14 protein-coding genes are annotated in these 12,277 nt (G+C 56.7%); 9 read left to right on the forward strand and 5 right to left on the reverse strand.

What is annotated here, in order from left to right; all coding sequences use genetic code 11:
- Nucleotides 1-177 precede the first annotated feature (177 nt).
- Entirely contained in the window at nt 178-837 is a 660-nt protein-coding gene (chpT, locus tag ACTJKV_RS06080; protein ID WP_062599040.1) for a histidine phosphotransferase ChpT, read from the forward strand.
- A 111-nt stretch (nt 838-948) separates the two neighbouring features.
- On the opposite strand, the gene ACTJKV_RS06085 is transcribed toward chpT, so the two are convergent.
- Both ACTJKV_RS06085 and ctrA read right to left on the reverse strand, forming a co-directional pair.
- The gene (locus tag ACTJKV_RS06085) at nt 949-1,455 is read right to left on the reverse strand and encodes a GNAT family N-acetyltransferase (RefSeq protein WP_274101883.1); all 507 of its coding nucleotides are present in this window, start codon (nt 1,453-1,455) and stop codon (nt 949-951) included.
- Nucleotides 1,456-1,562: 107 nt separating this feature from the next.
- Nucleotides 1,563-2,267, reverse strand: a complete 705-nt coding sequence (ctrA, locus tag ACTJKV_RS06090) for a response regulator transcription factor CtrA (RefSeq protein ID WP_062425123.1) — start codon at nt 2,265-2,267, stop codon at nt 1,563-1,565.
- 445 nt (nt 2,268-2,712) lie between these two features.
- Here ctrA and ACTJKV_RS06095 point away from each other — a divergent pair, with 445 nt between their 5' ends.
- Nucleotides 2,713-3,063: a flagellar export protein FliJ gene (locus tag ACTJKV_RS06095; protein ID WP_113225560.1), complete on the forward strand. Its 351-nt coding sequence runs from the start codon at nt 2,713-2,715 to the stop codon at nt 3,061-3,063.
- A gap of 306 nt (nt 3,064-3,369) precedes the next feature.
- On the opposite strand, the gene sciP is transcribed toward ACTJKV_RS06095, so the two are convergent.
- Nucleotides 3,370-3,645, reverse strand: a complete 276-nt coding sequence (gene sciP, locus ACTJKV_RS06100; protein WP_062426213.1) for a CtrA inhibitor SciP — start codon at nt 3,643-3,645, stop codon at nt 3,370-3,372.
- Nucleotides 3,646-4,000: 355 nt separating this feature from the next.
- Nucleotides 4,001-4,777, reverse strand: a complete 777-nt coding sequence (cysQ, locus tag ACTJKV_RS06105) for a 3'(2'),5'-bisphosphate nucleotidase CysQ (protein ID WP_113225569.1) — start codon at nt 4,775-4,777, stop codon at nt 4,001-4,003.
- A 375-nt stretch (nt 4,778-5,152) separates the two neighbouring features.
- On the opposite strand from cysQ, the gene ACTJKV_RS06110 reads away from it, so the two are divergent.
- The 7 genes from ACTJKV_RS06110 to ACTJKV_RS06140 all read left to right on the forward strand — a co-directional run bounded on the left by ACTJKV_RS06110 (nt 5,153) and on the right by ACTJKV_RS06140 (nt 11,383).
- Nucleotides 5,153-6,055 (forward strand): branched-chain amino acid ABC transporter permease, encoded by a 903-nt coding sequence (locus ACTJKV_RS06110; RefSeq protein WP_062426214.1) that lies wholly within the window; start codon nt 5,153-5,155, stop codon nt 6,053-6,055.
- 4 nt (nt 6,056-6,059) lie between these two features.
- A complete protein-coding gene (gene livM / locus ACTJKV_RS06115) occupies nt 6,060-7,454 on the forward strand; it encodes a high-affinity branched-chain amino acid ABC transporter permease LivM (RefSeq protein ID WP_062439931.1) in 1,395 nt (464 codons plus the stop codon).
- On the forward strand, nt 7,454-8,320 hold the full coding sequence (locus tag ACTJKV_RS06120; protein ID WP_062439932.1) for an ABC transporter ATP-binding protein: 867 nt from the start codon (nt 7,454-7,456) through the stop codon (nt 8,318-8,320). Before livM ends, ACTJKV_RS06120 begins: the two co-directional genes overlap by 1 nt.
- A complete protein-coding gene (locus ACTJKV_RS06125; protein WP_274101886.1) occupies nt 8,320-9,045 on the forward strand; it encodes an ABC transporter ATP-binding protein in 726 nt (241 codons plus the stop codon). The genes ACTJKV_RS06120 and ACTJKV_RS06125 overlap by 1 nt, the downstream gene beginning before the upstream one ends.
- Before the next feature lie 253 nt (nt 9,046-9,298).
- Nucleotides 9,299-9,652, forward strand: a complete 354-nt coding sequence (locus ACTJKV_RS06130; RefSeq protein WP_062426612.1) for a DUF6867 family protein — start codon at nt 9,299-9,301, stop codon at nt 9,650-9,652.
- Between the two features lie 116 nt (nt 9,653-9,768).
- A complete protein-coding gene (locus ACTJKV_RS06135) occupies nt 9,769-10,887 on the forward strand; it encodes a branched-chain amino acid ABC transporter substrate-binding protein (RefSeq protein WP_062426218.1) in 1,119 nt (372 codons plus the stop codon).
- Nucleotides 10,888-11,146: 259 nt separating this feature from the next.
- Nucleotides 11,147-11,383: a hypothetical protein gene (locus ACTJKV_RS06140; protein WP_062426219.1), complete on the forward strand. Its 237-nt coding sequence runs from the start codon at nt 11,147-11,149 to the stop codon at nt 11,381-11,383.
- 252 nt (nt 11,384-11,635) lie between these two features.
- Here ACTJKV_RS06140 and ACTJKV_RS06145 read toward each other — a convergent pair whose 3' ends face one another.
- Nucleotides 11,636-12,169, reverse strand: a complete 534-nt coding sequence (locus tag ACTJKV_RS06145; protein ID WP_062426220.1) for an AAA family ATPase — start codon at nt 12,167-12,169, stop codon at nt 11,636-11,638.
- Between the last annotated feature and the right edge of the window lie 108 nt (nt 12,170-12,277).

The raw sequence follows: 12,277 nt of genomic DNA on the forward strand, positions 1-12,277 counted from the left end.
ATTGTATTTAACAAGGAAAAGCTCATGAGAGCGCCTCGCGTCCTTTCGGACGCCCGTGGGGCGCTCCAACAGTTTGAAGTGACGCGTCGTGCTTTTGCGAAAATCGGTTCCGATTTCCGGGCCAATGCTGAAGCAATTTTTATAGGGTCCGCGCTCCATCCGCGCAGGAGAAAATCTATGACATCAAAATTCAATATCTCGCTCTCCGGCCCGGATCTGGCGGCACTTCTGTGCAGCCGCGTCTGCCACGACGTCATTTCGCCGGTCGGAGCCATCAATAATGGTCTTGAACTCCTCGACGAAGGCGGCACCGATGCCGATGCGCTGGACCTGATCCGCACCTCGGCGCTGAATGCCTCCGTAAGGCTGAAGTTTGCACGTCTTGCCTTCGGTGCTTCCGGCTCGGCCGGCGCGTCGATCGACACGGGCGAAGCGGAAAAGGCCGCCAAGGATTTTGCCGCTGCGGAAAAGAAGGTGGAAGTCACCTGGTCCGGTCCGCGCGCCATCGTCGCCAAGAACCGCGTCAAGCTGCTGCTGAACCTCTTCCTCGTTGCCTATGGCGCGATCCCGCGCGGCGGCAATGCGGATATCGTCCTGGAAAACCCCGAAGGCGATGCCCGCTTCGAAATCACCGTCAAGGGCCGCATGATGCGCGTGCCCGCCAAGTTTGCAGCGCTTGCCGAAGGCACGGAAGAAGAGGCGATCGACGCCCATTCCGTTCAGCCTTACTACACGCTGCTGCTGGCGGAAGAAGCCGGCATGAAGATCGAGTACAAGATTCATGAGGACCGTGTGGTCTTCACAGCCTCCATGGCCGAGGCTGCCGAAGCGGCCTGATTCAGATGTGGGCTGCCGTGAGGTGGCCCGTTTTTGTGCCGAGTGAAATGTGGGGGTAGCTTCAAAGCTGTTGCCCCCATCACTGACATTGCGAGCCGCTTTTTCGGGTCGTTAAAGACGCTTCACCATCACCTCGTTGGCATAAAATTGCTCGCCGATCCGGAACGTAGTCTGGCCGTCGCGCGTAAAACCGAGACGTTCATAGAAGGCGATGGCGTCTTGATTCTCGCTATTGACCGCGAGCCACACGCCGTCACATTTCCGTTCGACGCAGAGCCTGAAAACTTCATCGAGAAGCCGTCTGCCGATGCCTTTTCCCTTGTGTCGCGGCTGAACATAGAGCGTTGCGACTTCTGTTTCTGGGCCGTTCTCGATAGGGGCGGGGCTTTCGAGCGTGACGCGCACGAAGCCGTCTATGCCGTCGCTATTGTCGGAGACGAGAACGATCTCGTTTTCATCATCGATGAAGGCTTCGAATATCTGCGTGGTGAAGGTCGAAAGGGCGTAATCGGCAAAGAATTTCGACACGCCGTTCCTGAGATAGGTGCCGATCCAGACTTCGATGGAGAGTGCCGCAAGGCTGGAAGCGTCGTCTATTGAGGCTTTGCGAATCGCCATGGTACGCTCTTTCCCATTGTCTCGCGGTGTCGCAAAAAACAAAACCCGCCGTTTGCGCGGCGGGTTTGTCATGACAATCATGCTTGGGAGGCATGTTCAGGAGATAATCAGGCGGTCTCGAGATATTCGGTGTTGCTGTCCGGCTCGCGTAGCACGTAGCCGCGGCCCCAGACGGTTTCGATGTAGTTCGCGCCGCCTGCTGCGTTTGCGAGCTTCTTGCGCAGCTTGCAGATGAACACGTCGATGATCTTCAGTTCAGGCTCGTCCATGCCGCCGTAAAGGTGGTTGAGGAACATTTCCTTGGTGAGCGTGGTACCCTTGCGGAGCGACAGAAGCTCCAGCATCTGGTATTCCTTGCCCGTCAGGTGAACGCGCTGGCCGCCGACTTCAACAGTCTTGGCATCCAGGTTAACGATCAGTTCGCCGGTGGCGATGACCGACTGGGCGTGACCCTTGGAGCGGCGCACGATGGCGTGAATGCGGGCAACCAGCTCGTCCTTGTGGAATGGCTTGGTCATGTAATCGTCGGCGCCGAAGCCGAGACCGCGCACCTTGTCTTCGATACCAGCCATGCCCGACAGAATGAGAATCGGGGTCTTGACCTTCGAGAGACGGAGCGTTCTCAAGACCTCGTAACCGGACATATCCGGGAGGTTGAGATCGAGAAGGATAATATCGTAATCGTAGAGCTTTCCAAGGTCCACGCCTTCCTCACCGAGGTCGGTCGTATAGACGTTGAAACTTTCTGACTTCAACATCAGCTCAATGCTCTGAGCCGTTGCGCTGTCGTCTTCAATAAGTAGAACCCGCATAATTATCCCCTTTGCCGCCCGCGGTTGGTAAATCAATGCCTTTGCGCGATGCGGATCCAGACGTTGCCTGATTTGCAGGCTGCCACCAAATGGTTAACAAATTCTTCTCTCCTTTGGCAAGGTATGCAGAATTTATTAAATAATTCGGGCACTCTGCTGTTTTTCAACGTGAATCCCTCATCGCCAAACATGAACCAATAGATGAGGAAAACCCCCTAAGTGATTCAATCGACTCTTGCATTGTCGTGCCCAGTGGTTTTTTGGGCTTGGCATTTACCGACCTTTAAATGATCTCCCTTATCATTAACGATGCCCGTAAATGAAAAGTTAACAGCGCAGTTTTTTTATTAATGGCGGGTAACTTTTGAGAATCATTCCGGCACAGCCGGAGTGGCGGGTTGGTTCCTGTTTGAACCGGGGTCTCGCTATCCACGGAGTATTGAGTATGAAGTCGCGTGACAGCCTAGTTCGCCTGAAGGAATTTCAGGTCAACGAAAAACGTCGTCAGTTGCAGCAGCTGCAGTCGATGATGTCCGAATTCGAACGGATGGCCAAGGAGTTGGTCCATCAGATCTCGCTGGAAGAAAGCAAGTCCGGGATCACCGATCCCAGCCACTTCGCCTATCCGACGTTTGCCAAAGCTGCGCGCCAACGTGCCGACAACCTTCAGGTCTCCATTCGCGAGTTGAAGATGCAGCAGGAAGCCGCGGAAGCCTCTCTGGAAGAAGTGCAGGCCGAGTATGACAAGGCCGCAGCACTGGAAAACCGCGATACGGCGGTGCGCGCCCGCGCTTGACGCTTTTGCGTTAACGCAGGTGCTTTGATCCTGACGTCATTGACGGCGGCCAGCTGATCAGGAGGCTGCTTTCAATGACGCTGTGTCATTTTTGTAGATGACAGTCCGCCTGGCGAAAGCCGGGCGGATTTTTTATGGGTTACTGACCGATCAGATCGAGGGGCAGGGGAGAAATCCCAACCACTTGCCATTAAGACAGTGTGAAGTCCGAAAACAAAAAAGCGCCACGCCGTCCCGGATGAGCGGGATGGGGTGACGCCGTATCTGGCAAGGCTGGACGCAACCCATGCGCCCAAGCCTAAACTCTTAGTGGCGGTATTGCTGAATGCGCGTGGTGCGCAGGCCGGCGAGGCCATGATCTGCAATCGACGACTGCCAGGACAGGAATTCTTCCACTGTCAGCGTATAGCGCTCACAGGCTTCCTCCAGGCTGAGAAGACCCCCGCGCACGGCGGCGACGACTTCGGCCTTTCGGCGGATAACCCAGCGACGGGTGTCGGCTGGTGGCAGATCGGCAATCGTCAAGGGGCTGCCATCGGGACCGATGACATATTTAACTCGCGGGCGTATCATTTCGGTCATTGGACACTCTACACAAACTCAAGACCATATGCTGGGCACTTTAGGGGCGTACCTTTAAAAAATACCTAAGCGTGCAGAGATAATTTATTAACAATTTGAATGATTTCGCTGCGTTTGTTCGTGCTTCGCGGCACATAAGCGCAAAATGAGCGCTTTACCGCTCACGGAATTGTCAAAAATTTTTTCGTCAGAAACGGAATCTGGGAGAGGTTGCAAGGGTCGCGCGGATGGGCGGCTGCGGCTTCTACGGGTTACGTTGCAGGCCAGCACCCAGCTCTTCGCATGGCATTGGATTGCATCTTTGGAGCGCCGGGTCGCTCGGTCAGGAGAGATTCCTGCGGCAATAGGGAAGCCGTTATCGCGGGGGAGCGCCCCAGGCGATGAAGTCGGGGTTGGCCAGCATGTCGTCATTGCTCTGGTCGATTTCGTAGCGCAGCGGCAGGCCCGCCATATCGAGCGTGATGCCACCGGCAGCCCTGAGAACCGCGTCGCCTGCGGCGGTGTCCCACATCATGGTGCGGCTGAAGCGCGGGTAGACGTCGGCCGCTCCTTCCGCCAGCATGCAGAATTTCAGCGACGAGCCAATAGAGATACTGTCGATCAGGCCGTTTTCGGCAACGAAGGCTTCGGTCTTGGGCGTGCAATGGGAGCGACTGATCACGGCAACCGGCATGGGCGGTTTGGCACGGCAGCGAATGGAGTGGTTCGACACCCGCTCGAATTCACCTGAGATGAAGAGCTTGCGCGCCGTTTCCTTTTCGCCGGTCCATGCCACGCCAAGGGCTGGCGCATAGACGACGCCGAGCACAGGCGTGCCGTCGCGGATCAGCGCAATGTTGACGGTAAAATCCTGCTTGTCGGAAATGAATTCCTTGGTTCCGTCCAGGGGATCGACGAGGAAAAAGTCGCTTTTGATCTCTGGTATATGGCCGCTGGCGGCGGCTTCTTCGGCGACGACGGGGATGTCGGGATAGTGGCGCGCAAGAGAGGAGAGGATGATGTCTTCGGCGCGTTGATCTGCCTCTGTCACGGGAGAACAGTCATTCTTGTAGGTGACCTGCGGACCTGCGGCATGAACCGCCATGATTTCCCTACCAGCGCTCAAAGCCGCGGCGATCAGACTTTCCAGCATTTCCATTCCTTCAGAACCCGCAAGCCCACAGCCCTTCTGCTGCAAGGCTTTCTGTCATCACGAGAAGCGATCCGGTGAAGGTTGGTTACGCCTGAAGAGAGCGATGGTCAAATATATCTATTTATGAACAAAGTGGTTGTCTTCGGCGCTTAAAATTTCGGGCATTGTTGCCGCTTTCATCATCTTTTTGATGCCGATTGCAGCAATCGGTGGGTCAACATTAAATTTTGTGCATATTTCCACCTTTTTAGCTTCACATTTTTAACGAACGCGATATGGGTTTGGGTCAAGAGGGACCAAAACAGCAATGAGAGCCCTCAGGAAGCAACATAAACGAGGTGCGTTCCAACTTGAGGACGTGCCCGGGGGAAAAATATGGAGTATTTTATCCAGCAGCTCATCAACGGGCTGACTCTTGGATCGATCTACGGCCTCATCGCTATTGGCTACACGATGGTCTACGGTATCATCGGCATGATCAACTTCGCGCACGGCGATATTTTCATGCTTGGCGGCTTTGCCGCGCTGATCGTCTTTCTCATTCTCACATCCTTCATCGCAGGCATTCCGGTCGCCATTCTTCTGTTGGTGATGATGGTCGTTGCCATGCTGGTGACGGGCCTGTGGAACTGGGCAATCGAGCGCGTCGCCTATCGTCCGCTGCGCGGCTCGTTCCGCCTTGCGCCGCTGATCACGGCAATCGGCATGTCGATCGTGCTGTCGAACTTCATTCAGGTGACGCAGGGTCCGCGCAACAAGCCGATCCCGCCCATGGTCACCGAGACGTATCATTTCGGCGCAATCACCATTTCGCTGAAGCAGCTTCTCATCGTGGCCATCACCTCGGTGCTGCTGTTTGCCTTCTGGTACATCGTCAACAAGACGCCGCTTGGCCGTGCGCAGCGCGCCACCGAGCAGGATCGCAAGATGGCGGCGCTGCTTGGCGTCGATGTCGACCGGACGATTTCGGTGACCTTCGTCATGGGTGCAGCGCTCGCCGCCGTCGCCGGTACGATGTATCTGATGTATTACGGCGTGGCCTCGTTCAATGACGGCTTCATCCCAGGCGTCAAGGCTTTCACGGCTGCGGTTCTGGGCGGTATCGGCTCGCTTCCGGGTGCTGTTCTCGGCGGTCTTCTGATCGGGCTTATCGAGTCGCTCTGGTCGGCCTATTTCTCCATCGCCTACAAGGACGTGGCCGCCTTCGGTATCCTGGCTTTCGTGCTGATATTCAAACCGACTGGCATTCTGGGCCGTCCGGAAGTCGAGAAGGTTTAAGCACATGGCAAACATTCCTTCTGACAACACCGCCGAGCAGGACGTCATGGCAAGAGCGGTGAAGGAAGCCATTATTGCTGGCTTCGTTTCGCTCGGCATGTTCCTGCTTTATGTGGGCATCGTCACCTATCAGGATATCAACAACCAGCTGGTCTGGGGCACGCGCTGGGGTCTCCTGGCGATCTTTGTCGCCATTGCCGCCATCGGTCGCTTCGTCGTGGTCGGTGTCATCGAGCCGCATCTCGACCGCCGCAAGCTTGCCAAATCCAAGGCTGGCATTCTGGAAATTTCTGAGGAAAAGAACTTTTTCCACAAGCATTTCCTGAAAATCGCGCTGGTGTTCCTGCTGCTCTATCCGATGGTTGCCGTCTATTTCCGAGGCGCTCAGGGCTCGCTGATCTTCGTCGACAATTTTGGTATCCAGATCCTCATCTATGTGATGCTCGCCTGGGGTCTGAACATCGTCGTCGGTCTGGCGGGTCTGCTCGATCTCGGTTATGTCGCCTTCTATGCCGTCGGCGCCTATTCCTACGCGCTGTTGTCCAGCTATTTCGGCCTGTCCTTCTGGGTGCTTCTGCCGCTTGCCGGGATTCTAGCCGCCTTCTGGGGAATCATTCTCGGCTTCCCGGTGCTGCGTCTGCGCGGCGACTATCTCGCCATCGTGACACTTGCCTTTGGTGAGATCATCCGGCTTGTGCTGTTGAACTGGACGGATGTGACCCGAGGCACATTCGGTATTTCCGGAATTGCCAAGGCTTCGGTCTTTGGTATCTGGTCTTTCGATGTTGGTGCGCCGAACAACTTCGCCAAGGCTTTCGGCCTGCCGATGTCGTCGGGTTACTACAAGATCTTCCTCTTCTACGTGATCCTGCTTCTGTGCATGCTGACGGCCTATGTCACCATCAAGCTGCGCCGCATGCCGATCGGTCGTGCCTGGGAAGCGCTGCGTGAAGATGAGATCGCCTGCCGTTCGCTCGGCATCGATACGGTCAAGACCAAGCTCACCGCCTTTGCAACAGGTGCGATGTTTGGTGGCTTTGCGGGGTCCTTCTTTGCCGCACGTCAGGGCTTCGTCTCTCCGGAAAGCTTTGTCTTCCTTGAATCGGCCGTCATCCTCGCCATCGTCGTTCTCGGTGGCATGGGCTCGCTGACCGGTATTGCGATTGCTGCCGTCGTCATGGTTGGCGGTACGGAACTGCTGCGTGAGATGGAATTCCTCAAGCACGTCTTCGGTCCGGACTTCACGCCAGAGCTTTACCGCATGCTGCTCTTCGGCCTTGCCATGGTTATCGTCATGCTGTTCAAGCCCCGCGGCTTCGTCGGCTCGCGTGAACCCACGGCCTTCCTGAAGAAACGCAAGTCTGTCTCCGGCAGCTTCACCAAGGAAGGTCACGGCTGATGGCTTCCGGAAACACTGCGATGAACAAGAATACCATCCTGAAGGTCGAACATCTGTCGATGCGCTTTGGCGGGTTGATGGCGATCAACGACCTTTCCTTCGATGTGAAGCGCGGCGATATCACCGCGCTGATCGGTCCGAACGGGGCCGGCAAGACCACCGTGTTCAACTGCATCACCGGCTTCTACAAGCCGACGATGGGCATGATCACCATGGTGCGTAGCAATGGCGAGGAGCATCTGCTCGAGCGTCTGCCGGACTTCGAAGTGACCAAGAAGGCCAAGGTTGCCCGTACCTTCCAGAATATCCGCCTGTTTTCAGGCCTCACGGTTCTGGAAAACCTGCTGGTTGCGCAACACAACAGGCTGATGAAGGCCTCCGGCTACACCATCCTCGGCCTGCTCGGGCTTCCGGCCTATACGCATGCGGCCGAAGCATCGGTCGAAAAGGCCAAATACTGGCTGGAGAAGGCCGATCTCATTGATCGTGCCGACGATCCGGCGGGCGATCTGTCCTACGGCGCGCAGCGCCGTCTGGAAATTGCGCGCGCCATGTGCACCGAGCCTGAGCTTCTGTGCCTAGACGAACCGGCCGCCGGTCTCAACCCGAAGGAGTCGCTTGCGCTCAACGCCCTCCTGCGCGGCATTCGCGACGAGGGAACCTCGCTGCTTCTGATCGAACATGACATGTCGGTCGTCATGGAAATCTCCGACCACGTCGTGGTCCTCGAATATGGGCAGAAGATTTCTGACGGTACGCCCGATCATGTGAAGAACGATCCCAAGGTCATTGCCGCCTATCTTGGTGTCGAGGACGATGAAGTGGAAGAAGTGATTGCAGAAGAACTTGACGGGAGAGCAGTCTGATGTCTGACACTCTCCTGAAAATTCAAGGCGTTGAAACCTATTACGGCAATATTCGCGCTCTTGCTGGCGTGGATGTGGAAGTGAAAAAGGGTGAGATCGTCTCCTTGATCGGCGCCAACGGTGCCGGCAAGTCGACCCTGATGATGACGATCTGCGGCGCGCCGCAGGCACGCAGTGGCGAAGTCATTTTCGACGGCGAGGATATCACCCGCCTGCCGACGCATATGATTGCCCGCAAGCGCATCGCCCAGTCGCCTGAAGGCCGCCGAATTTTCCCGCGCATGTCGGTGCTGGAAAATCTGCAGATGGGCGCCAATCTCGACAACCTCAAATACTTCAAGGAAGATGTCGAGAAGGTCTTCACCATGTTCCCGCGCTTGAAGGAGCGCCAGAGCCAGCGTGGCGGCACGCTTTCGGGCGGCGAGCAGCAGATGCTCTCCATCGGTCGCGCGCTGATGTCGCGTCCGAAGCTTCTGCTCCTCGACGAGCCGTCTCTCGGCCTGGCTCCTTTGATCGTCAAAGGCATTTTCGAGGCGATCAAGAAGCTCAACCAGGAAGAGGGGCTGACTGTCTTCCTCGTGGAGCAGAACGCTTTCGCGGCCCTGAAGCTTTCCGACCGCGCCTATGTGATGGTCAATGGCAAGGTGACGATGAGCGGTTCTGGCAAGGAGCTTCTCGCCAATCCGGAAGTGCGTGCAGCCTATCTCGAAGGCGGACGCCACTGACGATGAGAGGGTGCGGGGGTCGTCGATCCCCGTCCTTTGACAAGGCGCAAAAGTTTTTATGATTTTGTGCCGCTGCCCATGAAAAAATGCTTGCTTTCGAAGGCGTTGGGCGCAAATCTGCTGAGAGCCTGTCAGACTGCATAGCCGGTTTGGCGGATCAAAAACAAACAATAAAGCTTGCCGGAAAACGGTCAAGCGAAACAGAAAACAGGATCGTTTGCTTCTCGTGGCGGCGGTGCTGATTGGGGAAAAGATGCAGGGCCTTTTTTTCGAAACCGATAGTGGCGTTCGCTATATCTTGCGTGGCCTCGTCGTTCTTCTCGGCTTCTGGACTGCCTGGCGTACAGGCAAGTCCGTTGCCGATGGCTGGGGTCAATATCCGCAGGTGGTGATTTACGCTCTGCTTCTGGGCTGCGTCATGCGCTTTTTGCATTACGCGCTCTTTGCCGGTCCGTTGTTGAACGGCTTCTACTACCTGATCGATGTCGCGGTTCTCCTGGCCTTCGCAACGGCCGGCTTCCGCATCCGTCGGACCAGCCAGATGGTCGATAACTACTACTGGCTCTACGACCGGACATCGGCATTTTCCTATAAGAAGAAACATTGACAGACGGGTTTTTCTGAAATCAGAATTCCCTCCTGAGAGGAACAGCCTGGACAGTTAATTTGGGTGCTGGACAGGTCGAGAAAACCAACCCAATCAAAGGAACTGGGAGTAATATAATGAAGAAGTCTCTTCTTTCCGCAGTTGCGCTGACCGCAATGGTCGCGTTCAGCGGTTCGGCATGGGCCGATGTCCTGATCGGCGTCGGTGGTCCGTTGACTGGCCCTAACGCTGCTTTCGGCGCTCAGCTCCAGAAGGGTGCAGAGCAGGCCGCAGCGGACATCAATGCTGCTGGCGGTATCAACGGCGAGAAGATCAAGATCGTTCTCGGCGACGACGTGTCCGACCCCAAACAGGGCATCTCGGTTGCCAACAAGTTCGCAGCCGATGGCGTGAAGTTCGTCGTCGGCCACTTCAACTCCGGCGTTTCCATTCCGGCATCTGAGGTTTATGCTGAAAACGGCATTCTCGAGGTCACGCCTGCTGCGACCAACCCGGTCTTCACCGAGCGCGGCCTGTGGAACACCTTCCGTACCTGCGGCCGTGACGACCAGCAGGGCGGCATCGCGGGCAAGTACCTCGCGGACCACTTCAAGGATGCCAAGGTCGCCATCATTCATGACAAGACCCCTTATGGTCAGGGCCTTGCCGATGAGACCAAGAAGGCTGCCAACGCCGCTGGCGTGAAGGAAGTCATCTATGAAGGCGTCAATGTCGGCGACAAGGACTTCTCCGCCCTCATCGCCAAGATGAAGGAAGCTGGCGTTTCCGTTGTTTACTGGGGCGGCCTCCACACCGAAGCCGGCCTGATCATCCGTCAGGCAAAGGACCAGGGCCTCAAGGCCACGCTCGTTTCCGGTGACGGTATCGTTTCGAACGAACTGGCTTCGATTGCTGGCGACGCCGTTGAAGGCACGCTGAACACCTTCGGTCCTGATCCGACCCTGCGTCCGGACAACAAGGACCTGGTTGCGAAGTTCAAGGCTGCAGGCTTCAATCCTGAAGCTTACACGCTCTACTCCTACGCCGCCGTTCAGGTGATTGCCGAAGGTGCAAAGGCTGCCGGTTCTCTCGACGCTGAAGCCGTTGCTGCAGCGCTGAAAAAGGGCACCTTCAAGACCGTTCTCGGCGATATCTCCTTCGACGAAAAGGGCGACCCGAAGCTTCCTGGCTACGTCATGTACGAGTGGAAGAAGGGCCCGGACGGCAAGTACAGCTACTTCCAGCAGGGCATGTAATCTGCTTTCTGGATTTGAGATTGATGGAGCCCGGCAGCGATGCCGGGCTTTTTCCGTTCTTTGGCTCCCGGTAGTATCGGCATCCGGCGGCAAGCTCAGTCTTCTATCAAGCATCCTGCTGTCGTTCCCGGCGAAGAGAGGACTGAGTGAGACTCCCCTTCGAGCATGTTCGATCACAATAAATTAGATAAATGTGATGACGGGCGGAACCGGCTGCGACGCGCCACGTTTCCCGCAGCCTCAATTCAGGAGTTCATGAATGAAAAAGCTTGTTGTTTCCGCAGTGCTCGCCGCCGCGTCGTTCTTCTCGGTCACCGCACCATCCTTCGCTGAAACCGTCACCGTAACGACGTCGCAGCGCGTCATGCGGGAGCCGGTCCGTGAAGAATACCGCCCGCGCCACTACCGCCATGCCCCGCGCGATTGCTTCGTCAAGAAGGAACGCATCCGCCGCCACGGTGAGATCATCGTCCGCAAGACGCGCGTTTGCCGCTAATCTCAGCGCTTGGTCTCCCTTCCGATGGTGTCGGAGGGGAGGACAGGTGCGATGCTGTTCTTTGTTGGGTGGCTGTATGTGGCGGACGGAGTTCCGCCTTTTTTGCATTGTGGGGGATCTGAGTGGTGGCTACCCCCCGTGTCCTGCAGCACATCTCCCCCTCAAGGGGGGGATCGGTAAGGGGCGCCGACGCGGTTTAGCCTCGACGTTTGCGATTTTTGCTTCGTATCGGTTTAAGCGGGCCTGTCTTTTTCATTTGTCTTGAAGCAGGTTCAGCACAAATTCCACGCGGTCATCAACGCCTATCCTCGGCAGGATGACGACGTCATATCCCAGATCATCGTAATCGCGGCAGAGCCGCTGATACTCATCTACGGCGTCCTCGAAGCCGTGGCGGCGCTCGTTGTCCGTTGCGTAGATTTCGGGCCACGGGGGCGTGAGGAAGACCCGATTGTCATAACGAAATTCTCTACGCAGCCCTTCATACCAGCGGTCGTGTCCCAGATGGCGAAGCGCGGAGGCGGCGTCGATCAGGCTGCGGTCAAAGATCGAGATGCCTGATGCGTTGCGGGCGGCTGCGTAGTCCTGTTCCGCCATCGCAAGTGCTTGCTCAAGGAAGGCTTTGAGATCGAGCCAGGGGAGGGCCGTGCCTCCCGTTTTCAGCTGTTGTGCGACGACGCGTCGGCCCGGTTCTTCGACCGTGGCGAACCCGTGTTTTGAAAGGTTTGAGAGGAGCGTGGATTTGCCGCCGCCGGAGCAGCCGGAGAGGATGACGAGTTTGGCCATGGGTTTATCCTTACAGCATCAGCCCGAAAATCGACCTCGATTTTCGGAAATCAGGATGCATCAATTCAAAAAAGTAGAGCGTACTTTGCGCGCCCTATAGGACGCACG

This window comes from Agrobacterium sp. 22117 (genome assembly GCF_052045735.1).
Lineage (GTDB): Bacteria > Pseudomonadota > Alphaproteobacteria > Rhizobiales > Rhizobiaceae > Agrobacterium > Agrobacterium cavarae.